Origin of the sequence: Amycolatopsis sp. YIM 10 (assembly GCF_009429145.1) — a bacterium.
In the GTDB taxonomy this organism is placed as follows: domain Bacteria; phylum Actinomycetota; class Actinomycetes; order Mycobacteriales; family Pseudonocardiaceae; genus Amycolatopsis.
Genome location: NZ_CP045480.1, coordinates 6,555,053 through 6,576,381, shown reverse-complemented (window position 1 = coordinate 6,576,381; position 21,329 = coordinate 6,555,053). Strand labels below are relative to the sequence as shown.

At 70.4% G+C, this 21,329-nt stretch carries 22 protein-coding genes; 12 read left to right on the top strand and 10 right to left on the bottom strand.

Annotated features, from left to right (window positions below):
• Positions 1–89: 89 nt before the first annotated feature.
• From YIM_RS31040 to YIM_RS31030, 3 genes are read left to right on the top strand one after another with little or no spacing between them, the layout of a single operon-like run.
• On the top strand, positions 90–1,706 hold the full coding sequence (locus YIM_RS31040; RefSeq protein ID WP_153033703.1) for an ABC-F family ATP-binding cassette domain-containing protein: 1,617 nt from the start codon (positions 90–92) through the stop codon (positions 1,704–1,706).
• A 52-nt stretch (positions 1,707–1,758) separates the two neighbouring features.
• A complete protein-coding gene (locus tag YIM_RS31035) occupies positions 1,759–2,115 on the top strand; it encodes a helix-turn-helix domain-containing protein (RefSeq protein WP_194240349.1) in 357 nt (118 codons plus the stop codon).
• Between the two features lie 3 nt (positions 2,116–2,118).
• Positions 2,119–2,496 carry a hypothetical protein gene (locus YIM_RS31030; protein ID WP_153033701.1) on the top strand — a complete coding sequence of 126 codons (378 nt, stop codon included), beginning with the start codon at positions 2,119–2,121 and terminating at the stop codon, positions 2,494–2,496.
• Between the two features lie 76 nt (positions 2,497–2,572).
• Here the strand turns inward: YIM_RS31030 and YIM_RS31025 are convergent, their stop codons facing one another.
• The gene (locus YIM_RS31025) at positions 2,573–4,024 is read right to left on the bottom strand and encodes an RNA polymerase sigma factor (RefSeq protein WP_194240348.1); all 1,452 of its coding nucleotides are present in this window, start codon (positions 4,022–4,024) and stop codon (positions 2,573–2,575) included.
• A 171-nt stretch (positions 4,025–4,195) separates the two neighbouring features.
• On the bottom strand, positions 4,196–4,957 hold the full coding sequence (gene ppgK, locus YIM_RS31020) for a polyphosphate--glucose phosphotransferase (protein WP_153033699.1): 762 nt from the start codon (positions 4,955–4,957) through the stop codon (positions 4,196–4,198).
• 81 nt (positions 4,958–5,038) lie between these two features.
• On the opposite strand from ppgK, the gene YIM_RS31015 reads away from it, so the two are divergent.
• Complete coding sequence (locus YIM_RS31015; protein WP_153033698.1) at positions 5,039–5,851, top strand: inositol monophosphatase family protein; 813 nt, start codon at positions 5,039–5,041, stop codon at positions 5,849–5,851.
• Between the two features lie 339 nt (positions 5,852–6,190).
• Here the strand turns inward: YIM_RS31015 and cei are convergent, their stop codons facing one another.
• Positions 6,191–6,868: an envelope integrity protein Cei gene (cei, locus tag YIM_RS31010; protein WP_153033697.1), complete on the bottom strand. Its 678-nt coding sequence runs from the start codon at positions 6,866–6,868 to the stop codon at positions 6,191–6,193.
• A 457-nt stretch (positions 6,869–7,325) separates the two neighbouring features.
• Here cei and YIM_RS31005 point away from each other — a divergent pair, with 457 nt between their 5' ends.
• Positions 7,326–7,634 carry a DUF4193 domain-containing protein gene (locus YIM_RS31005; RefSeq protein WP_113692766.1) on the top strand — a complete coding sequence of 103 codons (309 nt, stop codon included), beginning with the start codon at positions 7,326–7,328 and terminating at the stop codon, positions 7,632–7,634.
• Between the two features lie 94 nt (positions 7,635–7,728).
• Here the strand turns inward: YIM_RS31005 and YIM_RS31000 are convergent, their stop codons facing one another.
• Positions 7,729–8,241: a DUF3093 domain-containing protein gene (locus tag YIM_RS31000; RefSeq protein ID WP_228004116.1), complete on the bottom strand. Its 513-nt coding sequence runs from the start codon at positions 8,239–8,241 to the stop codon at positions 7,729–7,731.
• Between the two features lie 24 nt (positions 8,242–8,265).
• Here YIM_RS31000 and dut point away from each other — a divergent pair, with 24 nt between their 5' ends.
• The 3 genes from dut to YIM_RS30985 all read left to right on the top strand — a co-directional run bounded on the left by dut (position 8,266) and on the right by YIM_RS30985 (position 10,111).
• Entirely contained in the window at positions 8,266–8,754 is a 489-nt protein-coding gene (gene dut, locus YIM_RS30995) for a dUTP diphosphatase (protein ID WP_153033696.1), read from the top strand.
• Complete coding sequence (locus tag YIM_RS30990; protein WP_153033695.1) at positions 8,754–9,422, top strand: DUF3710 domain-containing protein; 669 nt, start codon at positions 8,754–8,756, stop codon at positions 9,420–9,422. The genes dut and YIM_RS30990 overlap by 1 nt, the downstream gene beginning before the upstream one ends.
• 77 nt (positions 9,423–9,499) lie before the next feature.
• The gene (locus YIM_RS30985) at positions 9,500–10,111 is read left to right on the top strand and encodes a LysE family translocator (RefSeq protein WP_153033694.1); all 612 of its coding nucleotides are present in this window, start codon (positions 9,500–9,502) and stop codon (positions 10,109–10,111) included.
• Positions 10,112–10,131: 20 nt separating this feature from the next.
• Here YIM_RS30985 and YIM_RS30980 read toward each other — a convergent pair whose 3' ends face one another.
• Complete coding sequence (locus tag YIM_RS30980; protein WP_153033693.1) at positions 10,132–10,851, bottom strand: alpha/beta fold hydrolase; 720 nt, start codon at positions 10,849–10,851, stop codon at positions 10,132–10,134.
• Positions 10,852–10,954: 103 nt separating this feature from the next.
• On the opposite strand from YIM_RS30980, the gene YIM_RS30975 reads away from it, so the two are divergent.
• Together YIM_RS30975 and YIM_RS30970 are read left to right on the top strand one after the other, a co-directional pair.
• Positions 10,955–11,332, top strand: a complete 378-nt coding sequence (locus YIM_RS30975) for an OB-fold nucleic acid binding domain-containing protein (protein WP_153033692.1) — start codon at positions 10,955–10,957, stop codon at positions 11,330–11,332.
• 43 nt (positions 11,333–11,375) lie between these two features.
• On the top strand, positions 11,376–12,122 hold the full coding sequence (locus YIM_RS30970) for a DUF3159 domain-containing protein (protein ID WP_228004115.1): 747 nt from the start codon (positions 11,376–11,378) through the stop codon (positions 12,120–12,122).
• Between the two features lie 33 nt (positions 12,123–12,155).
• Here the strand turns inward: YIM_RS30970 and YIM_RS30965 are convergent, their stop codons facing one another.
• The 3 genes from YIM_RS30965 to YIM_RS30955 are packed head-to-tail and all read right to left on the bottom strand — an operon-like array spanning position 12,156 to position 14,722.
• A complete protein-coding gene (locus tag YIM_RS30965) occupies positions 12,156–13,391 on the bottom strand; it encodes a hypothetical protein (protein ID WP_153033691.1) in 1,236 nt (411 codons plus the stop codon).
• A 9-nt stretch (positions 13,392–13,400) separates the two neighbouring features.
• Entirely contained in the window at positions 13,401–14,057 is a 657-nt protein-coding gene (locus YIM_RS30960) for a TrkA family potassium uptake protein (RefSeq protein WP_113692759.1), read from the bottom strand.
• Positions 14,057–14,722 carry a TrkA family potassium uptake protein gene (locus YIM_RS30955; RefSeq protein WP_153033690.1) on the bottom strand — a complete coding sequence of 222 codons (666 nt, stop codon included), beginning with the start codon at positions 14,720–14,722 and terminating at the stop codon, positions 14,057–14,059. Before YIM_RS30955 ends, YIM_RS30960 begins: the two co-directional genes overlap by 1 nt.
• Before the next feature lie 197 nt (positions 14,723–14,919).
• Here YIM_RS30955 and YIM_RS30950 point away from each other — a divergent pair, with 197 nt between their 5' ends.
• Both YIM_RS30950 and YIM_RS30945 read left to right on the top strand, forming a co-directional pair.
• Positions 14,920–16,980, top strand: coding sequence for an APC family permease (locus YIM_RS30950; protein ID WP_153033689.1), 2,061 nt, complete (start codon positions 14,920–14,922; stop codon positions 16,978–16,980).
• Positions 16,977–18,140: a class I SAM-dependent RNA methyltransferase gene (locus tag YIM_RS30945; RefSeq protein WP_153033688.1), complete on the top strand. Its 1,164-nt coding sequence runs from the start codon at positions 16,977–16,979 to the stop codon at positions 18,138–18,140. The genes YIM_RS30950 and YIM_RS30945 overlap by 4 nt, the downstream gene beginning before the upstream one ends.
• A gap of 97 nt (positions 18,141–18,237) precedes the next feature.
• On the opposite strand, the gene YIM_RS30940 is transcribed toward YIM_RS30945, so the two are convergent.
• A complete protein-coding gene (locus tag YIM_RS30940) occupies positions 18,238–19,791 on the bottom strand; it encodes a GMC family oxidoreductase (RefSeq protein WP_153033687.1) in 1,554 nt (517 codons plus the stop codon).
• Complete coding sequence (locus tag YIM_RS30935; RefSeq protein WP_153033686.1) at positions 19,788–21,299, bottom strand: APC family permease; 1,512 nt, start codon at positions 21,297–21,299, stop codon at positions 19,788–19,790. Before YIM_RS30935 ends, YIM_RS30940 begins: the two co-directional genes overlap by 4 nt.
• Positions 21,300–21,329 lie beyond the last annotated feature (30 nt).

Genomic DNA, 21,329 nt, shown 5'->3' with positions numbered 1-21,329 from the left:
AGCGCGGGCTCTTCCGTCGTCATCGACCGGAACTTTCCCGGTGGCTTCCGCGCGTCCGCGCGCCCCGGGCCCGAAATCGGAGTGGAACTTTGTCACGCACCCGAAAATCCGCCCACCTCCAAGCCGAGAACGTGGGCAAGTCCTATGCCGCGCAACCGGTGTTCGAGGACGTCTCGCTGGTGGTCAGCGCCGGGCAGTGCCTCGGCGTGGTTGGTGAGAACGGCAGTGGGAAAACCACGCTGCTGCGCCTGCTGGCCGGCCAGGTGCCGCCCGACACCGGCACGGTGTCGCGGCACGGCTCGGTCGCGCTGGCCGGGCAGGAGCTGCCGTTCGGCGAACACGACACCATCGCCTCCCTGCTGGACATCGCGCTGGCCGGTGCGCGCGCCGCACTGGCCGAGCTGGATGCCGCGTCGGCCGCACTGGCCGAGCAGGAACCCGGCGCGGACGATCGCTTCGCCACCGCGCTCGCCCGCGCCGAGGAACTGGACGCCTGGGACGCCGAACGGCGCGCCGACCTGGCGCTCGCCGGACTCGGCGCCCCCGGCGACCGGGGCCGGAAGCTCGCGGAGCTGTCCGTCGGGCAGCGCTACCGCGTCCGCCTGGCCTGCCTGCTCGCCGAGGGCGTCGACATCCTGCTGCTCGACGAGCCGACCAACCACCTCGACGCAACCGCGCTCGGTTACCTGACCGGCCGGATCCGCGAATACCCCGGTGCCGTGGTCCTGGTCAGTCACGACCGGATGCTGCTCGACGAGGTGTGCGGCTCGCTGCTCGATCTGGATCCGACCGCGGACGGTGGGCCGAAGGTCCACGGTGGCGGGTACACCGAGTACAAGCGGGAGAAAGCGGCCGAGCGGGTGCGCTGGGAACAGCGGTACGCGCTCGAATCCGGCGAGGCCGAGCGGCTCGAGCACGACGCGAAGGCGGCGGCGAACCGGCTGATCTCGTCGTGGCGCCCGGACAAGGGCACGAACAAGCACCAGCGGGCCACCCGCGCGCCCGGTCAGCTGCACAACGTCCAGCGGCGCATCGAGGCGCTGGCCGGGCGCCGGGTCCCGCCGCCACCGGAGCGGCTGAGCTTCGCCTGCCCCGACCTGACCGGGACGGGGCAGGGCGTGGTGCTCACCGCCTCCGGTGTCGCGGTGCCCGGCAGGCTGGCGCTGCGCGAGACCATCGCACTGTCCACAGGGGACCGTCTGCTGGTCTCGGGCGCGAACGGCGCCGGGAAGTCGACCCTGCTCAACGTGCTGGCCGGACGGCTGGAACCGGTCGAAGGCGCGGTGTGGCGGGCCGGGTCGGCGCGGATCGGCTTGCTGTCACAGGAATCCGACTTCCCGGACACCGGAATCGGCGCGGCCGCGCTGTACGAGCGCCGGGCGGCGAAACTGGTCTCGCGCGGTCAGCTCAGCGCCGGTGCCGTGGTGCCGTTGAAGCGGCTGGGGCTGTTCTCCCCGGCCGACGCGAACCGTCCGGTGAACCGGCTGTCCACCGGGCAGCGGCGGCGGCTCGCGCTGGCGTTGCTGCTGCTGCACGCCCCGCACGTGCTGCTGCTGGACGAGCCGACGAACCACCTGTCGGTGACCCTGGTCGACGAACTGACCGAGGCGATCCAGCGCACGCCGGTGGCGGTGGTGGTGGCCAGCCACGACCGGCAGCTGCGCGCGGACCTGGCCGACTGGCCGTCGCTGGAACTGGCCGCGTAGCGCGGGCGGGCCGGGTATGTTCGATCGGGTGAGGCGAGCGCTGGATCCCGACATGTTCGACCCGGCCTGCCCGAGCAGCGTCACCCCGATCCGGATCGGGGACAAGTGGGCGGGCATGGTGCTGATCTGCCTGGAGGACGGGCCGCGGCGGTTCTCCGAGCTGCGCGTGCCGATGCGCGGGGTGACGCCGAAGGTGCTCACCGAGACGCTGCGCGGGCTGGAGCGCGACGGCATGATCGTGCGGACCGTCTACGCGGAGGTGCCGCCGCGGGTCGAATACGAGCTGACCCCGTTGGGGCGCACGCTGTTCGGCCCGATCGCGGCGTGCCGGGAATGGGCGGCGAAGCACCTGCCGGAGATGCTGGCCGCGCGGGAGGCCTATGCGCGGCGGGAAGCCGTCGTAGACTGAGGCATGGGAGTCCTGCTGCTCTACGGGCTCGTGGCCATCGCGCCGACGCTGCTGTTCTGGTTGCTGCTGCGCCTGCCACGGCTGATTCGCTATGCGCGGCAACGGTTCTTCCCGCGTCCGGCGCCGCCCGCGCACCCGCCGGTGCAGGTGCTCGCGGCCGACCTGCGCCGGGTGCACCGGTTGCTCGCCGCCTACGGCCCTGGCACCCCGGCTGCCCGCCGGACCGGCACCCGGCAGGCCTACGACGCCCTGCTCACCGAAGCGTGCGCGGTGCTCGAGGTCCCGCATCGGCTGGACGCCCTGGCGGAAGGCATGGATCGGGAGTTGGAACGCCTGCGCGTCGAGGAAGCCCTGCGCACCGCCGGCCTCGCCATTCCCTGAACGCCATTCCCTGGAACGACGGAAGGTGGCTCCACCGCGTGGGTGGAGCCACCTTCCGTCGTGGTTCTGGAGTTGCTCAGTCCAGGTAGTCGCGCAGGACCTGCGAGCGCGACGGGTGACGCAGTTTCGACATGGTCTTCGACTCGATCTGCCGGATGCGTTCCCGGGTGACCCCGTACACCTGCCCGATCTCGTCTAAAGTCCGCGGCTGGCCGTCGGTCAGGCCGAAGCGCAGCCGGACCACGCCCGCCTCGCGCTCGGACAGGGTCTGCAGCACCGACTGGAGCTGGTCCTGCAGCAGCGTGAACGACACCGCGTCCACCGCGACCACGGCTTCGCTGTCCTCGATGAAGTCACCGAGCTGCGAATCACCCTCGTCACCGATGGTCTGGTCGAGCGAGATCGGCTCCCGCGCGTACTGCTGGATCTCCAGCACCTTCTCCGGGGAGATGTCCATCTCCTTGGCCAGCTCTTCCGGAGTCGGCTCGCGGCCGAGGTCCTGCAGCAGCTCACGCTGGATGCGGCCGAGCTTGTTGATCACCTCGACCATGTGCACCGGGATGCGGATGGTGCGGGCCTGGTCGGCCATCGCGCGGGTGATCGCCTGCCGGATCCACCAGGTGGCGTAGGTGGAGAACTTGAAGCCCTTGGTGTAGTCGAACTTCTCCACCGCGCGGATCAGGCCGAGGTTGCCCTCCTGGATCAGGTCCAGGAACGCCATGCCACGACCGGTGTAGCGCTTGGCCAGTGAGACCACCAGGCGGAGGTTCGCCTCGAGCAGGTGGTACTTCGCCCGCTCGCCGTCGCGCACGATCCACTTCAGGTCGCGCCGCATCTGGGTGGTGAGCTTCTCGCCCTCCTCCTCGGCGGTGCGCACGCGCTCGGCGGCGTAGAGGCCGGCCTCGATCCGCTTGGCCAGCTCCACCTCCTCCTCGGCGTTGAGCAGCGCGACCTTGCCGATCTGCTTGAGGTAGGCGCGGACGGAGTCGGCCGACGCGGTGAGCTCGGCGTCCTTGCGGGCCTGCCGCAGCACCTCCGACTCCTCCTCGTCCCAGACGAAGTCGGGGTCGTTGGCGTTCTTGCCGCCCTTGGCCGCCGTGCGCTCGGCGCGGGTGCCCGCGGCCGGAGCCTCGGCCTCCTCCGCCTCGGGCTCGTCCTCGTCGGCCTCTTCGCTCACCGTGGCGTCGACGACGTCGATCTCGACGGCCTCGAGATCGGCGAGGTCGGCGTCCAGCGCGGCATCGTCGATCTCCTCGCCGACGCCCTCGCCATCAGCGCCCTTGGCCTCGTCGCCCTTGCCCGCGGCCTTCTTCGTGCGGGCTCCCTTCGCGGGGGCCTTCTTGGCTCCGGCCTTGGCTCCGGGCTTGCGGGCGGCGGGCTTCGCCTCCCCGGCGGTGCCGTCGGGCTGGGTCTCGGGATCCACGTCCTTGCCTTCCGGCGAGGTCTTGGCGGCGCTGGTTGTCTTCGTCCCGCCTCGGGTTGCGGTTCTTGCGGCTGCCACGTACGCCCTTTCGCAGCGGTCGATCATGGCGAGCCGAGACACTCCGGCCTCAGCTGCCTCAGATTCGGGGAACACCCCTCGGCCTGCGGTTTTGCCCGCCGTGGCCGTGGGCCGTGTTCCATTGTAACGACGTTGCCTTCGGGCGTCGCGAAGCGATCATCCCCGGGCATGGCGAGGGGGGTGGCCGAACGGCCCGGATCAGTGCTCGATACCCTCCACGGCCGCGGCGGCCGCGCCCACGATCCCGGCGTTGTTCTGCAGCGAGGCGACCACGATCGGAGTGCGGATCTCGAGCAGCGGGACCCACTTCTCGGCCTTCTTGCTGACCCCGCCGCCGACGATGAACAGATCCGGCCAGATCAGGTTCTCCAGCACGGAGAGGTACCGGTCGACCCGCTTCGCCCACTCCGGGTAGGACATGCCCTCGTTGTCCTTGACCGAGGCGGCCGCCTTCTTCTCCGCGTCGTGCCCGTCGACCTCGAGATGGCCCAGTTCGGTGTTGGGCACCAGCCTGCCGTCGAGGAACACCGCGCTGCCGATACCGGTACCGAAGGTGAGCAGCGCGGTCACGCCCTTGCGCGCGGCCGGGTCACCGAAGCGGATTTCGGCCATGCCCGCCGCGTCCGCGTCGTTGAGCATGGCGATCTCGTCCACGCCCCGGCCGATCCGCTTGGCGAACAGCGCGTCGGCGTCGGTGCCGATCCAGCTCGGGTCGATGTTCGCCGCGGTCATCGCGACGCCCTTCTTGATCACCGCGGGCAGGGTGACCCCCACCGGGCCCTCCCAGCCGAAGTGCCCGACGATCTCGGCGACCACGTCCGCCACCGCGTCCGGGGTGGCCGGGCGCGGCGTGTCGATCCGGAGGCGGTCTCCGATGAGCTTGCCGTTCTCCAGGTCGACCAGGGCGCCCTTGATCCCGCTGCCGCCGATGTCGATGCCGAACCCTCGGGTCGCCGTCATGGGCGTGGTCCCTTCCTTCTCGATTCAGAAAGTCGCTCGGGTGACTGTAACGGCACCGGTTCGCATGATGTGGTGGGAGCTATGGAGTCGATATCGACGCAACTGACGGCGACCGCGGAGCGGGTCGCCGCCGAAGCCGCCGAACTGGTGCTGACCGCCCGGGAGAAGGTGCTCGCCGGTGGATCCGTGCTGGTGGACACGAAGTCCAGTGAAACCGATGTGGTGACCGCGGTCGACCGCGAGTCGGAGCGTTTCGTCCGCGCCAGGCTGGCCGAGTTGCGGCCGGGGGAGCCGGTGCTCGGCGAGGAGGACGGCGGCGAGGTCGCCGACGGCGGGGTGACCTGGGTGGTCGACCCGATCGACGGCACGGTGAACTTCCTCTACGGCTTCCCCTGGTTCGCCGTCTCGCTGGCCGCACAGGTGGACGGGGTGTCGGTGGCCGGTGCGGTGGTCGAACCGGTCAGCGGGCGCCGCTGGACGGCCACCAGGGGCGGCGGAGCGCGCCTGGACGGGCGGCTGTTGCGGGTGGGTGCGCCGGAGCGGCTGGAGCTGGCGCTGGTGGGCACCGGGTTCGCCTACGACAGGGAGCGCCGGCTGCGGCAGGCCGGGCTGGCGCAGTCGCTGCTGGGGCGCGTGCGGGACCTCCGGCGGGCGGGCGCGGCGTCGCTGGACCTGTGCGCGGTGGCGGCGGGCTGGACCGACGCGTACTTCGAGCACGGGCTGCACCGCTGGGACTGGGCCGCGGGCGCGCTGGTGGCCGCCGAAGCCGGTGCCGTGGTCGGCCTGCCGGGGGAGGAGCCGGAACTGGGGGAGGATCTCACCTTCGCCGCGGCACCGCCGATCGCGGACGCGCTGCGCAAGGCGCTGGCCGACGGCGGCAGCGCCGGGATCTGAGCCGATCGGCGGCAGCCGCGTGGCGACGGCCGCTCGGCGGTAGCCGCGTGGGACGGCCGCCCGGCGGTAGCCGCTCAGCGGTAGTCGCCCGGCGGCAGCTGCTCGGCGGTAGCCGCGTGGGACGGCCGCCCGGCGGTAGCCGCTCAGCGGTAGTCGCCCGGCGGCAGCTGCTCGGCGATGGCCGCCCGGCGACAGGCGCCCGGCGGCAGCTGCTCGGCGGGTGGCCGCTTGGCAGTAGCCGGTCAGCAATAGTCGCTCACAGCAGCCGCCCAGCAGTAGCCGCTTGGCGGTAGCCGGGCGGCAACAGCGGCTCGGCGGTAATCACTCGGCGGTAATCGCTCAGCAGTAGCCGGTGCGGGCCGCGGCCAGCCGGTCCTTCTCGATGGTCGGCGCGGTCTGCCCGGTGGACTGCTCGTTGCCGCCGGAGTCCGACTCCTGGTTCTGGCTGGCCCAGGTGCTCAGTTCCTTGAGGATGTCCAGCCCGGCCTGGTTCGGCCGCGGCTCGGTGAACTTGGTGCCGATGCTCAGGTCGACGCTGGCGTCCTGGCGGTTGTCCTCGACCAGCTCGACGCACGGGTCGACCAGGCTCAGCGTGCGCGCCGCCGCCCGGCCGTTCTCGCCGTAGCGGATCTGGCCGCGGCAGGAGGCTTCGGTGCTCTCGTAGGCCGGGTCGTTCGCCGGGTCCGCCGCCTCGGTGAAGCCGAGTTCGCGCAGCGTGGCCGTGGTGATCGCGCCCTGGCCGCGCGTGCCGCCCGCGTTGAGCACCTTCAGCGCGATCTTGCCCGGCGGGATCGGCGCGGTGTCGTCGAGCGCGTCGTGCGCCACCGGGGTGTAGGTCACGCCCTCCGGGGCCACCGGCGCCGGCTCGCACCGGATCGCGTCGTTGATGTCGTCCTTGGTGAGCAGGGCGTTGAGCCACACGCCCATCGCGACCACCCCGAGCACGCCGATGACGATCAGCGCGGGCCACGGCCGCCGTTTGCGATACAGCCGTGACTTCCCGTTCCCCGACGCCACTGACCTGCCCCTTCCCAGAGCGCAGAACTCGCGCGATGCGCCACCCACCGTTGTGCCGTTCAGACTAGGCGTTACGTCTTCTGGACGCCGGAAGCGCCGCCGGGGTTGCCCGCGCGAGCCCGGAAAAGAATCGCACCACGACGGCCCAGAGCCGGGCAAGGAGGCAACACGCCGAGTGACCGGCCACCACCGGAGCAGCCTAGTCCCGCCTACTCCCGACTCCTCCTGACGGGTGACTTCGGAACGGACAGGGGTGACGGGTTTCGGTGCGGGGTATGCCATGAGCTACCCTCTGCGGGCTCCGGCCACCCAGCGTGCGCGAGAAAGAGATCTGGCTCACGGGATTCGCCGGGCACAAACAGGGGCGCTGGAACGTTAACCAGCGGCACGGAGGACCACGGGCGCGTCCCGGGGTCCGGCCACTGACATTCGAAGCTGATCGCAGGGGTGAGGGACAATGGCGACCGACTACGACGCTCCGCGCCGCAGCGAGGCCGACGAGCTGGCCGAAGACTCGTTGGAGGAGCTGAAGGCGCGCCGGAACGAGAACCAGTCCGGTGTCGTCGACGTGGACGAGGACGCGACGGCCGAGAACTTCGAGCTGCCCGGGGCTGACCTCTCCGGGCTCTCGGGGGAGGACCTGACCGTCAAGGTGGTGCCCAAGCAGGCCGACGAGTTCACTTGCTCGGTCTGCTTCCTGGTGCACCACCGCAGCAGGCTCGCGGAGGAGAGCGGCGGGCGGATGATCTGCCGCGACTGCGCGTGAGGCTGTTCCACCAGGGGATTCTCGGGGCGTTTCGGTGAACGGGGCGTTATCGGCTTGGGATGCCGGTAACGCCCCGTTCCGCACATCAGGCGGATCAGGCGGACCGGTGCTCGGTCAGGAGCTTCGCCAGCGCTTCCGGCTTGCGCGTGCTGAACAGCCAGTACGGCGTCGGATCGGCCGGGTCGTCCAGCCGGATCCGCAGCGCCGGGCCGACCCAGCCGCGGTGCACCACGAAGGCCGCGGGATCGGCGTCGCGGCCCAGCGCGCGGCGCTTGTCGTTCTTGGCGATGACTTCGACGTCACCGACGTACCGGACGGGGAGATGAGCGTCACCCACCCACAGCTCGGTCTCGCCGTCCTTGGCGAGCACCCGGACCTTCGTCCGGCCCATGCTCAGCAGGATGGCGACCACCAGCGGCAGCACCACCAGGTACGGCAGCCAGGCCCGCACGCCCGGATAACCCATGTGGATCTCGGCGGCGAGCAGGCCACCGCCGAGGAGCGGGAGCGGCCACAGCCACCACGGGACGTAGAGGCGTTCGGAGTGCAGCACCTCGCCGGTGATCTTGCTCGCCCGTTCTTCGGCCACGTTCGCGCTCTCGGTCACGGGTTCAGGGTAGTCTCGCGGCCCGTGTCCAGCGTGCAGGTACTCCTCTCCCGGGTTGATCCCGGCGTCCCGCTGCCCGGCTACGCCCGTCACGGCGACGCCGGTGCCGATCTCGTCACCACCGAGGACGTGGTGCTCGATCCGGGGGAGCGGGTGGTGGTCGGAACCGGGATCGCGATCGCGCTCCCCGAGGGTTACGCCGGTTTTGTGCACCCACGGTCCGGCCTGGCGGCCAGGGCCGGGCTGTCCGTGGTGAACACCCCGGGCACGATCGACTCCGGCTACCGCGGGGAGATCAGGGTCTGCCTGATCAACCACGACCCGCGGGAGCCGCTGAAGCTGGCGCGCGGGGACCGGATCGCGCAACTGGTGGTGCAGCGCGTCGAACACGCGCGGTTCGTCGAGGTGGCGGAACTGCCGGAGACGGAGCGGGGCGGCGGCGGTTACGGGTCGACCGGCGGCCACGCGGTGTTGAGCTCCGGCGTACCCGCCGGTGAGGAAACGGAGAAGTAGTGGGGATTTTCGGACGTAAGCGGCGCGCGTCGGCCGGGGACGAGCGGCCGAGGGGGAGGCACGCGGCGCCCGACGACAACGACGACGCCGACGACTACGACGACGAGTCGTACCTCGAGCCCGAGGAGACGACCGGGCCCTACGACGTCGCCGACGCGCCGGAGGACGACGGGATCCCGCGCATCGACCTGGGTTCGGTGCGGGTGCCGGTGCCCGAAGGTGCGCAGGTGCAGGTCGAGATGGACCAGGCCAGCGGCGGGGTGCGCGCGGTGCACGTGGTGACGCCGGTGGGGCAGGTCACCGTCAGCGGGTACGCGGCACCGAAGTCCGGTGGCCTGTGGACCGAGGTCTGCGGGGAGCTGACCGAGCAGCTGCGCTCGGACGGCGCGAAGGTGCAGCCGGGCCGCGGCGAGTGGGGCATGGAGCTGTCGGCGATCGTCGGTGAGGTGGCGCTGCGGTTCATCGGGGTCGACGGGCCGCGGTGGATGCTGCGCGGGGTGATCGCCGGGCCGCAGTCGCAGGCGGCCGCGGCGCCGGACGTGCTGCGGGAGATCGTGCGCCACACCATCGTCGTCCGCGGCGACGCCCCGATGCCGGTGCGGACGCCGCTGACCATCGAGCTGCCGGAGGCCGTGCAGCAGCACATCGCCCAGCAGCAGGGCGGCTAGGCGCGGTCATTAGCGCCGCTACGGGGGCGTTCGGAAATGTCGGGGCGGACCGGCGCCGCGCTGATTAGGGTCGCGGGGTGCCGAATTCCGCCGAGTGGCTGATTTTCCTCGGGACCGCGGCGATCTTCGCGATCACGCCGGGTCCCGGGATCCTGTACGTGCTCGCCCGCAGCCTCCGCGGCGGGCGAGCCGAGGGCCTGCGTTCGGTGGCGGGCAACGGGATCGGCGCCTCGGTGCACGTGGTGGCGGCGGCGCTCGGGTTGTCCGCGCTGCTGGCGACCTCGGCGGCCTTCACCGTGGTCAAGTTCGCCGGCGCGGCCTACCTGGTCTATCTCGGCGTGCAGGCCATCTTCCGCAGGCACGACGACGAGGCAGGCGCCGAGCCCAAGCGCGGAAACCCGCTCGTGCAGGGCATGTGGACCGAACTGCTGAACCCCAAGACCGCCCTGTACTTCATGGCGTTGCTGCCCCATTTCGTGCACCCCGAGCAGGCCCCGGCGCCGCTCGTGTTCATCCTGCTCGGCCTGATCGCGCTCGCCATGGCGATGGCCGCCGACCTCGTGGTGGCGTTGTCCGCCGGCACGCTGGGCAAGCGGCTGCTGGACCATCCGCGGTGGCGCGTGCGCCAGCGCGTGGCCGGCGGCGCCACGATGATCGGCCTCGGCGCGTTTGTAGCTGTCGCCGACTAGCTGCTGCCCGCGAGCGCTGACTAATCGCTGCCTTGCGAGGCACTCGCCTGTTGCCAGGCTTCGATCGCGGCTCGGCCCAGTGCGGCCCGGTCCTCGCCCAGTGCCGCCAGGGTGGTTTCGCGCACGTGTGCCCGTGGCAGCGCCGCCGCCCAGGCGTTGGCGACCGCGACCGGGTGCACGGGGTCGTCCGTGCAGGCCGCGATGCCCACCGGAACCCGCAGCTGTGCCAAGGCATCCAGCGTCGGCGCGGGGTGGGCGCCCGCGGCCCGCAGACCGGCCGCCAGACCGGCGGCGTGCCGGGGCCAGGCGCGGTTCAGTTCTGCCGCCAGCCAGGGCGCGACGCCATCGGTGGCGATCCGCAACGCGTCGGCGAGACCGTCCCGCTCCACCATGTCCGCCGAGATCCGGGCCGCGACCGAAGCCGGGGCCCCGTCCGGAACACCGTTCCACGCGGGCAACGCCAGCAGCAGTCCCGAACACCGTTCAGGGTGGCGCAGCGCCCATTCGACCGCCAGGTGCGCACCCAGTGAGACGCCGCCGACCAGCAGTTTTCCGTCGACGCCCGCCGCGGTTGCCTCGAATGCGGCCAGGTATCCCTCGATCAGCGCCGTGCCATCGGGCGGCGGTGCCGGTGCGGTCAGCGCGATCCCGGCCTCGCGCAGTGGCCCGGCGAACGCCGCGCGGACGAAAACTTCGTCGGATCCGGTGCCGGGCAACAGAACGGCGGTCGTGCAGGTCACGTTGCGATCCTGGGGTGAAATCGGTTTTCCTGGCCGGGAAAAGCTACGCTGGTCAAGCACGGGCCGTTCAAGTCGGGGGCCCCGGAGCACAGGAGCACCGCATATGCCCGCCAAAGACGGCGGCTACTTCAGCCGGTTGGTTCGCAAGCTGACCACCGACGTCGAGGAGCTCGACGCCGACGATCTCTCCCAGGAGTCCGAAAAGTCCGGTGCGCGCCGCGCCTGTGACTGCCGGTCGGGTGAGGAAGTGACCGTGCTCGGGCGGCTCAGAAGCGTCGAGCTGTGCCCCTCCAGCGAGGTGGCCACCCTGGAGGCCGAACTGTTCGACGGGACCGACGGGGTCACCCTGGTCTGGCTCGGCCGACGGCGCATCCCGGGCATCGAGCCTGGGCGGACGGTGAAGGCACGTGGCAGGATGGCGGACCGCGACGGCCGCAAGGTGCTCTACAACCCGTACTACGAGTTGCAGACCACTTCCTGACGGCGCGCGTGTCCGTACACCTCGAGCAGAGTGGTAACACACCGTGAGCGAAAACCCGCGAACCGAGCCCAAGGAAGCCGACGGCGAGGGCGAGAAGCAGGACCGCAAGCTGCCCACGGTCTGGGAGGACATGGGCGGCGCGATCGGGCTGTTCTACTCGTCCTTCCCGGTGATGGTCTTCGTGCTGGTGAACTCGTTCGCCGGGCTGACGGCGGGGATCTGGAGCGCGGTCGGCGTCGGTGTCTTTTTTGTCGTCTTCCGCGCGATCCGCAAGGAACCGCTCAAGCCGGCCATCTCCGGGTTCATCGGCATCGCGATCTCCGGGTTCATCGCCTACCGCACCGGCTCGGCGAAGGGTTTCTTCCTGGTCGGGATCTGGTTCAGCCTGGTCTGCTTCGGCATCGTGGCGCTCACCATCGTGTTCCGGTACCCGCTGGTCGGGGTGCTGTGGAGCGTGATGAACCGCGTGCCGATGAAGTGGAAGAAGGACAAGTCCTCGGTCTACGGCTACGACCTGGCCACCGGTGCGCTGGCCGCGGTCTTCGGCGCCCGGTTCATCGTGCAGCGCTGGCTCTACGAGGAGGACTACACCGGCTGGCTGGCCTTCGCGAAGATCGCCATGGGCTATCCGCTGTGGGGCCTGGCGCTGATCGTGGTGGTGTGGGCGATCCGGCGCGCGGACAAGCGCATCAAGGAACGAGAAGCCCAGGAGCCCGCCGAGGAGACCGACGAGCAGGCCGAGGCCCGGCTGCGGGAGAAGTACGCGCAGACGCCGGATCAGGGCGCATAACGGCGTCTCAATACAGCGTCCGGCAACCGCGGCCTACACCAGCGGCTCGTGCCGCAGGCCGCTCAGCACGCTGAGCAGCTCGGTGCGGCGCTGGTGCGACAGTGGCCGGAAGGCACGCGCGGCGATCCGGTCGGTCAGCGCGTCGATCCGGATCCGTTCCGGGGAACCGGCGGCCAGCCGCCGGACCGAGCGCACGGTGTGCCCGTCGGCCTGCCACGCGGCCGCGTGCCCGTCCGCCCGGTGGTGACGCAGCGCGTTCAACCGGTGGAACAGGTCACCGGCCACACCGGGATCGGGATTGTGCTCGGCGAGCCTCGCGACGGCGTCGAAGACCGGTCCACCGGAGGTGCCGACGGCACCGAGCACGATCTCGTCGGCTAGTGACTTCCCTAGAACCGGTTCGCCCCAAAGGGTGCGGGCCGTCTGCGCCTGCGCGACGGCCAGCTGGCGCAGCAGCGCCCGCCCACGCGAGCTGACCACGACCGTTTTGGCCGTTTTGAGCAGCCAGCCGGCGGCCACCAGCGCGTCCAGCCTCGCCTCCAGCCCGCTGACGTAGCGGTGCAGCCCGCGCACCACCTCCAGCGGCACCGGCTTCGACACCCCGAGCAGGCCCAGTTCGACCAGCGTGCCCGCGTGCGGCGGCAGCCCGTGCCGGTCGAAGATGGCCGGGGCCAGCCGGGTCGCGGTGAGCTTGTGCACCGCGGGCACCAGCCGGTCCAGCTCGACGCCGACCCTGGACGCGGTGACCGCCGCGTCGGCGGCGTCCAGCGCCATCCTGGTGGCTTCGATCAGCTCCTCGTCACCGCCGTAGAGCCGCAGCCGCATCGCGGTGGCGAACCGCTCCCGCGCCAGCACCCAGTCCCCGGCGTCGTAGGCGCACATCCCGGCGTGCTGGTAGACCACGTGCACCTGATCGCCTGCCAGGTGCGCGTCGCGCAGGCAGTGCCGGAACTCCGATTCGGCCAGGGTGAACCGGCCCTGCCACTGGTGCACGTGGGCCAGCCGGACCCGCGCCAGCACCGCGTCGCGCGGGCGGGTGGCCAGCTCGACCGCGCGCCCCAGCTGGATTTCCGCCTCGTCGAGCCGCTCCAGCATGCGGGCGGCGACGCCGATGGCGGTGCGGTGGGCGCGCTCGTCGTCCGGATCGGCGGGCGGGGTCCGCGCCAGCGCCGCGTCGAGCCACAGGGTCAGTTCTGCCGGGTTCTCGATCGTCTCGCGCAGGCTTTCCGGATCGATGCGGTAGCGCGCAGGCCAGACAGGTTGGGCCATATCAGACGATCAGTACCCCAGCGCCGCGCGGATCTCCGGTTCCACATCGGACTGTGAGACGAACAGCAGCTCGTCCCCCGCCTCCAGCGGGTCGTCCGGCTGCGGCACGATCACCCGCTCCCCGCGCAGGATCGTCACCAGCGCCGCGTCCCTCGGCAGCGCCAGGTCCGCGACCGGGCGACCGGCCAGCGGGGTCTCCTCCGGCAGGGTGATCTCCACCAGGTTCGCCTGGCTCTGCCGGAAGGTCATCAGCCGCACCAGGTCACCGACGCTGACCGCCTCCTCCACCATCGCCGCCAGCATGCGCGGGGTGGACACCGCCACGTCCACCCCCCAGGCGTCGTTGAACAGCCACTCGTTGGCCGGGTTGTTCACCCTGGCCACCACCCGGCGCACCGCGAACTCGGTCTTCGCCAGCAGCGAGACCACCAGGTTCACCTTGTCGTCCCCGGTGGCCGCGATCACCACGTCGCACAGCTCGATGTCCGACTCCTCCAGAGTGGACACCTCGCAGGCGTCGCCGAGCACCCAGTCGGCCTGCTCCACGGTCTCCGGCATGAACTGGTCGGACTGGCGCTCGATCAGCATCACCTGGTGCCCGGCGTCCACCAGTTCCGCGGCGATCGACCGGCCGACCGCGCCGGCTCCGGCAATGGCGACCCGCATCAGTCCTCCTCTTCCGGGGAGCGCGAGGCCACGCTCGTCACATCGCTCACCGTGCCCGAGTGCGCGGCCACGTAGACCACGTCCCCGGACTGCAGCACGGCCTTGGAATCGGGCAGCACCCCGGTGCCGAACCGCATGATGAACGCCACCCGCGCGCCGGTCTCGGTCTGGAGCTGGGCCACGCTGCGGCCGATCCAGTCCTCGTGCAGCGGCAGTTGCAGCAGCGCGACCGTGCCGGACGGGTCCCGCCAGGCCGAAGCGACGCCGTCGGGCAGCAGGGTGCGCAGGAACCGGTCGGTGGTCCACGGCACGGTGGCCACCGTCGGAATGCCGAGCCGCTCGTAGACCGCGGCGCGCTTGTGGTCGTAGATCCGCGCCACCACGTGCTCGACGCCGAAGTTCTCCCTGGCCACCCTGGCCGAGATGATGTTCGAGTTGTCCCCGCTGGACACCGCCGCGAAGGCCCCGGCGCGCTCGATCCCGGCCTCGATCAGCACCTGCCGGTCGAACCCGACCCCGACCACCTGCTGGCCGTGGAAGTCGCTGCCCAGCCTGCGAAACGACTGCTGGTCGCGGTCGATCACCGCGACCTCGTGCCCGAGCCGTTCGAGTGCGGCGGCCAGCGATGCGCCCACCCGGCCGCATCCCATGATCACCACGTGCACCGTTGCGCCTCCCTAATCTCACACACCAGCCGAGAACCTACCGGCAGCACCCAGGCCGGGGGAGGCCGCCTTGGAGGACGCGCGAGCGGGGCATGGCGGCACCCGCCGCGCCGAGGTGATTCCACCGACCCTACTTGCGCGCCCGCTTACCGCCCGGCACTCGGCCGGACGGGTGAGGGCTCCATTACCCTTCGCCCGTGTCCAAGTTCGCCACCGCGGCCAAACGTCTGGTCCTTGGCCGGCCGTTCCGCAGCGACCGCCTGGCCCACACGCTGCTGCCCAAGCGCATCGCCCTGCCGGTCTTCGCCTCCGACGCGCTCTCCAGTGTCGCCTACGCGCCGGAAGAAATCTTCCTGACGCTCAGCGTCGCCGGCCTGGCCTCGTTCACCATGTCGCCGTGGATCGGGCTGGTCGTGGTGGTGGTCATGCTCGCCGTGGTCGCCAGCTACCGGCAGAACGTGCACGCCTATCCCAGCGGCGGCGGCGACTACGAGGTCGCCACGGTGAACATCGGCCCGAAGGCCGGGCTGACCGTGGCCAGCGCGCTGCTGGTCGACTACGTGCTCACGGTGGCGGTGTCCATCTCGGCGGCCGCGGCCAACATCGGCGCGCTGGTGCCGTTCGTGGCCGAGCACAAGGTGCTCTTCTGCATCGGCGCGATCCTGCTGCTCTCGGCGATGAACCTGCGCGGCATCCGCGAGTCGGGCAGCACCTTCGCGGTGCCCACCTACGCGTTCATGCTGGGCATCTTCGTGATGATCACCTACGGGCTCTACCGCACGCTGGTCGCCGGTGAGGAACTGCGGGCGGACAGCGCCGGGCTCCAGCTCGCGCAGGACAACGAGCACCTGACCGGGCTGGCGATGGTCTTCCTGGTGCTGCGCGCGTTCACCCAGGGCTGCGCCGCGCTGACCGGCGTCGAGGCGATCAGCAACGGCGTGCCCGCCTTCCGCAAGCCCAAGTCCCGCAACGCGGCCACCACGCTGCTGCTGCTCGGCACGATCGCGGTGACCATGTTCATGGGCATCATCGTGCTGGCCCGCGAGACCGGGGTGGTGCTCGCGGAGAACCCGGCCGAGCAGCTGATCGGCGCCCCGCCCGGTTACGTACAGGACACGCTGGTGGTGCAGCTGGCCGAGACGGTGTTCGCCGGCTTCCCGCCTGGTTTCTTCTTCGTGACCGTGGTCACCGCGCTGATCCTGGTGCTGGCCGCGAACACCGCGTTCAACGGCTTCCCGGTGCTCGGCTCGATCCTGGCCCAGGACCGGTTCCTGCCGCGTCAGCTGCACACCCGCGGCGACCGGCTGGCCTTCTCCAACGGCATCCTGTTCCTGGCCGGGTTCGCCATCGTGCTGGTGGTCGCGTTCGACGCCGAGGTCACCCGGCTGATCCCGCTCTACACCGTGGGCGTGTTCGTTTCGTTCACGCTGAGCCAGATCGGCATGCTGCGGCACTGGAACCGGTTGCTCGGCAGTACCAAGAACCCTCCCGCGCCGGCTGAGCGGCGCCGGATGCGGCAGTCGCAGGGCATCAACACCTTCGGCCTGGTGATGACCGGTTCGGTGCTGATCATCGTGCTGATCACCAAGTTCCTCGCCGGGGCGTGGATCGCGATCGTCGCGATGGTGGCCATCTTCCTGCTGATGAGCGCGATCCGGCGGCACTACGACCGGGTGGCCGAGGAACTGCGCCGCGAGGACGAGAAGCCGGTCGTGCTGCCCTCCCGCAACCACGCCGTGGTGCTGGTGTCGCAGTTGCACCGGCCGACGCTGCGCGCGCTGGCGTACGCGAAGGCGACCCGGCCGGACGTGCTGGAGGCGGTCACCGTCAACGTGGACGACACCGACACCCGCAAACTGGTCTCCGAGTGGAGCAAAAAGGACTTCAAGGTGCCGCTGAAGGTGGTCGAGTCGCCGTACCGCGAGATCACCAAGCCGGTGCTCGACTACGTCAAGCGCATCCGGGGCGACAACCCGCGCCACGTGGTCACCGTGTTCATCCCGGAGTACGTGGTCGGCCACTGGTGGGAGCAGGTGCTGCACAACCAGAGCGCGCTGCGGCTCAAGGGCAGGCTGCTGTTCCAGCCGGGCATCATGGTGACCAGCGTGCCGTGGCAGCTGAAGTCCTCGGCCAAGGCGGTGGACCGCGTCGACCGGGAGCGCCCGGCGGCCGGTGACGTGCGCCGCGGCCTGATGGGCACGCACTCTTCTACGACGTCTTCCTCGTCTTCCTCGTCTTCATCGGAGAACGGTAAATGAGCGAAAGCTGGCGCGGCCGCCGGATCGAACTGGAGATCGGCGCGGTGGCGCACGGCGGGCACTGCGTCGCGCGGACCGAGGGGCGCGTGGTTTTTGTCCGCCACGCCCTGCCGGGGGAGCGCGTGGTCGCCGAGATCACCGAGGACAAGGGCGGCTCGTTCTGCCGGGCGGACGCGGTCGAGGTGCTCACCGCGGCCCCGGAGCGCGTCGAACCGCCGTGCCCGCTGGCCGGTCCCGGCCGGTGTGGTGGCTGCGACTGGCAGCACGCTTCCCCTGCCGCGCAACGGGAACTGAAGGCCGCGGTGATCGCGGAGCAGTTGCAACGGCTGGCCGGGCTGGAACGTTCCGTCGAGGTCGAGGAACTACCCGGCGGGCCACTCGGGTGGCGGACCAGGGTACGGCTGGTGGCCGGTCGTGACGGTCGCGCGGGATTGCGCGCGCACCGCAGCCACCGGGTGATCCCGTTGGGGGACAACGGTTGCCCGATCACCGTGCCCGGCGCGCTGGCCGGGGTGCTTTCGCAGACCTGGCGCCCTGGTACCGAAATCGAGGTCGCCGCGGACGGCGACGGACAGGTTCATGTGGACAGTTCCGGGGCCGCGGTGCAGCACGCCGCTGGCCGGGACTGGCGCCTGGACGCACACGGTTTCTGGCAGGTGCACCCGGCCGCCGCGGACACTTTCGCCGCCGTGGTCGGGGAATGGGCGCGGGCGCCGCGCACCGGCCGGGTGTGGGACCTGTACGCGGGCGTGGGCTTGTTCGCCTCGGTGCTGGCCGAGCAGGTGGGGCCGCGGGGGAACGTGCTGGCGGTGGAATCCGGCGGGCGCGCGGTGGTCGACGGCACGGCGAACCTGGTGGACCTGCCGCAGGTGCACTGGCGGTCCGGGCTGGTGGAGCGGGTGCTGGAGACGCTCGACCCGGACGACGAACGGCCGGATGTGGTCGTGCTGGACCCGCCGCGCAAGGGGGCGGGCAAGGCCGTGGTCGACGCGATCGCCGAAGGGTCGCCGGAGCGGGTGGTCTACGTGGCCTGCGACCCGGCGGCGCTGGCGCGGGATGTGGCGACATTCGCGGAGCACGGGTACGAACTGGCGGAGTTGCGTGCTTTTGACGCGTTTCCGATGACGCATCATGTGGAGTGCATCGCGCTGCTCCGCTGAAGCTGTTGCACTGAAGCTGCCGAGACACGAATGTGGCTTTCGAGATATCTGGTGTCTCGAAAGCCACATTCGTGACGCCGGGCCGGGTTGGCGGCGCTCAGGCCTTTGCGTCTTCGGCGATCATGTCGGCGCAGCGTTCGCCGATGGCCATGGTGGTGATGCACGGGTTCACCGCGACCAGGAACGGCATGGCCGAGCCGTCGCAGACGCGGAGGCCGTCGACGCCTCGGACCCGCAGGCGTTCATCCAGCGGAGCCAGTGGGTCGTCCGCGCTGCCCATCTTCACCGTGCACGAAGGGTGGTACACGGTGTTGTGCGTCTTGCGCAGGTAATCGGCGATCTCGTCGTCGCTCTGGGCTTCGGCGCCGGGGGCGAGTTCGTCGCCCGCGTACGCCGCCATCGCGGGCTGCGCCACGATCTTCCGTGCCAGCCGCACGCCGTAGGTCATCACGCGCATGTCGTGCGGATCGGTGAAGTACCGCGGATCGACCTTCGGCCGGTCGCGGAAGTCCCTGGTGCGCAGGCGAACCGTGCCGGTCGATCGGCTGCGGGTGACGTTCGGGGTCAGGCAGAAGCCGTTCTCCGTGGTCGGGTAGCCGTGCCGCAGGGTGTTCAGGTCGAACGGCACCGAACCGTAGTGGAACATCAGGTCCGGCCGGTCCAGGCCCGGCTCGGTGGTGGTGAAGATGCCGATTTCCCACCACTGCGTGGATTCGGTCACCATCGGCTGCTTGGCGTCCCACTGGACCAGGCCCTCGGGGTGGTCCTGCAGGTTCTCGCCGACGCCCGGCGAGTCCACCAGCACCTCGACGCCGACCTCACGCAGGTGCTCGGCCGGGCCGATGCCCGAGAGCATCAGCAGCTTGGGCGAGTCGATCGCACCCGCGCTCACGATCACCTCGCGACGCGCGCGGATTTCCTTGCTGTGCAACAGATCCGGTGCCTGGTACTCGACGCCGACACAACGCTTGCCGTCGAAGACCAGCTTCTTCGCCCGCAGCCCGGTCTTGACCTCCAGGTTCGGCCGCTTCCCGATGATCGGGTGCAGGTACGAAACCGACGCCGAGGACCGCGTGCCGTCCTCGCGGGCGTTGATCTGGAACCAGTTCGCGCCGTGTGTCACGGTCTTGCCGGAGTTGAACTCGGTGCGCGGGATACCGGCCTGCTCACAGGCCTCCAGTAGCGCCACCCCGACCGGGTCGTTCGGCGGTACCGAGCGCAGCGTCACCGGACCGGACCGGCCGTGGTGCTCGCCCGGCCCGTCGTTGGTCTCCAGTTCCTTGTACAGCGGGAAGATGTCCGCCGCCGACCAGCCGGGCAGGCCGAGCGAGGCCCATTCGTCGAGGTCCTCGGCCGGGGCCCAGAAGGCGATGCACGAGTTGTGCGAAGAGCAGCCGCCGAGCACCTTGGCCCTGGCGTGGCGCAGGAAGGAGTTGCCCGACTCCTGCGGCTCGACCAGGTAGTCCCAGTCGTAGGCGGACTCCAGCAGGCTCATCCACCGGTCCAGCCGCAGGATCGCGTCGTCGTCCACATCGGACGGACCGGCTTCGAGCAGGCAGACGGTGACCGACGAGTCCTCCGACAAGCGCGCCGCCAGCACCGAACCGGCGGTCCCCCCGCCCACGATGACGTAGTCGAACTCCTCGCTCACGCCGTCTCCTCCTGCTTCTCCGGGTCCTCTGCCCGGTGGTCGTCGAGAATGCCGGTGCGGTGCCGCAACCGGAACCAGTAGTAGGCGAAGCCGAGCCCGGCCACCGCGCCGACAAAAAGCACCGCGCCCCACTGCAGGTACCAGTGGTAGGGCTCGGTGGCGTTGTAGACCTCACGCCGCGGCCAGGCCAGGTTCACGATCATGCCGGCGCCCCACAGCACGCCGAGGATGTTCACCGGCAGGCCGAACTTGCCCAGCGAGAAGTACTTCTTGCCCGGCACCTCCGGCGGCGGCCACTGCCCGCGGAACCGCTTCACCAGCATCGGCACGGTGACCAGCAGGTAGGCGAAGTAGATCATGATGATGCCGATGCTGGTGATCACCGTGAAGATCTGCGGCTGGTTGATGTTGACCACCAGGATGATCACCGCGATCACCCCGGCCACCACCGCCGGGACCACCGGGGTCTTCGTCTTCGGCGAGATCCGCGCCAGCTTCGCCCCGGCGGGAAGCGCGTTGTCGCGCGCCATCGCGAACATCATCCGGATCGCCGCCGACTGCACCGCCAGGATGCACACGGTGATCGCGATGACCACGGTGATCAGCAGGATCTTGCCGACCGTGCTGCCCAGCACGTCGAGCACGATGAACTGCAGGCCACCGGTGGCGATCTCCGGGTTGTCGATGTCGCCGACCGCCATCAGCGCGAACAGCAGGATCAGCCCGCCGAGCAGGAAGGAGAAGATCAGCGCGCGCAGGATGGCCTTCGGCGCGTTGCGGCGCGGGTCGTGCGTCTCCTCACCGAGCGAGCTGGCCGTGTCGAAGCCGTACATCACGTAGGTCGAGGCGAGCGAGGCGACCAGGAACGCGCCGAGGTACCCGCCGCTCTGCCCGGTGCCGATGTTCTGGGTTTCGGTCACCACCTCCGGCCCGCGGGTGATGTTCGCCGCCAGCAGCACGATCAGCAGCACCGCGGCGATCAGCTCGATGAACACCCCGGCGCTGTTGATCCGCGCCATCAGCTGCACGCCCCAGGCGTTGACCAGGGTGGTGAACACGATGAACGCGGTGCCGAGGATGACCGCGTTGACCGCGGGGTTCTCCACGAACTGGAAGAAGTCGAGGATCTGCGGCAGGGTGATCTGGTACGCCAGCGCCACCGAAGCGATCGAGACGATCGACGCGGTGAGCATCATCCACCCGGCCAGCCACGCCACGTGCGGACTGCCGAGGCGCTTCGACCAGTTGTAGATCGAGCCGGCCACCGGGTAGTGCGCGGCCAGCTCGGCGAAGGACAGCGCCACCATCAGCTGCCCGGCGAACACCATCGGCCACGACCACCAGTAGGCGGGCCCGCCGAAGCTGAAGCCGAAGTAGAACAGCTGGAACGTGCCGGTGAGGATGGAGATGTAGGAGATGCCGGCCGCGAAGGTGTGGAAGTTCCCGAGTGTTCTCTCCAGCTCCTGCTTGTAACCGAAACCTGCCAGGCCGTCGTCGGTCTGACTCATCGCCACCATCCTTCTGCTAGACGTGGTAGA

Excerpts from the sequence above, each read along its gene's own strand:
- YIM_RS31035 (WP_194240349.1), top strand. The coding sequence starts at position 1,759 with ATGTTCGACCCGGCCTGCCCGAGCAGCGTCACCCCGATCCGGATCGGG.
- YIM_RS31030 (WP_153033701.1), top strand. The coding sequence starts at position 2,119 with ATGGGAGTCCTGCTGCTCTACGGGCTCGTGGCCATCGCGCCGACGCTG.
- YIM_RS31025 (WP_194240348.1), bottom strand. The coding sequence starts at position 4,024 with ATGATCGACCGCTGCGAAAGGGCGTACGTGGCAGCCGCAAGAACCGCA.
- ppgK (WP_153033699.1), bottom strand. The coding sequence starts at position 4,957 with ATGACGGCGACCCGAGGGTTCGGCATCGACATCGGCGGCAGCGGGATC.
- YIM_RS31015 (WP_153033698.1), top strand. The coding sequence starts at position 5,039 with ATGGAGTCGATATCGACGCAACTGACGGCGACCGCGGAGCGGGTCGCC.
- YIM_RS31005 (WP_113692766.1), top strand. The coding sequence starts at position 7,326 with ATGGCGACCGACTACGACGCTCCGCGCCGCAGCGAGGCCGACGAGCTG.
- YIM_RS30975 (WP_153033692.1), top strand. The coding sequence starts at position 10,955 with ATGCCCGCCAAAGACGGCGGCTACTTCAGCCGGTTGGTTCGCAAGCTG.
- YIM_RS30965 (WP_153033691.1), bottom strand. The coding sequence starts at position 13,391 with ATGGCCCAACCTGTCTGGCCTGCGCGCTACCGCATCGATCCGGAAAGC.
- YIM_RS30960 (WP_113692759.1), bottom strand. The coding sequence starts at position 14,057 with ATGCGGGTCGCCATTGCCGGAGCCGGCGCGGTCGGCCGGTCGATCGCC.
- YIM_RS30945 (WP_153033688.1), top strand. The coding sequence starts at position 16,977 with ATGAGCGAAAGCTGGCGCGGCCGCCGGATCGAACTGGAGATCGGCGCG.
- YIM_RS30935 (WP_153033686.1), bottom strand. The coding sequence starts at position 21,299 with ATGAGTCAGACCGACGACGGCCTGGCAGGTTTCGGTTACAAGCAGGAG.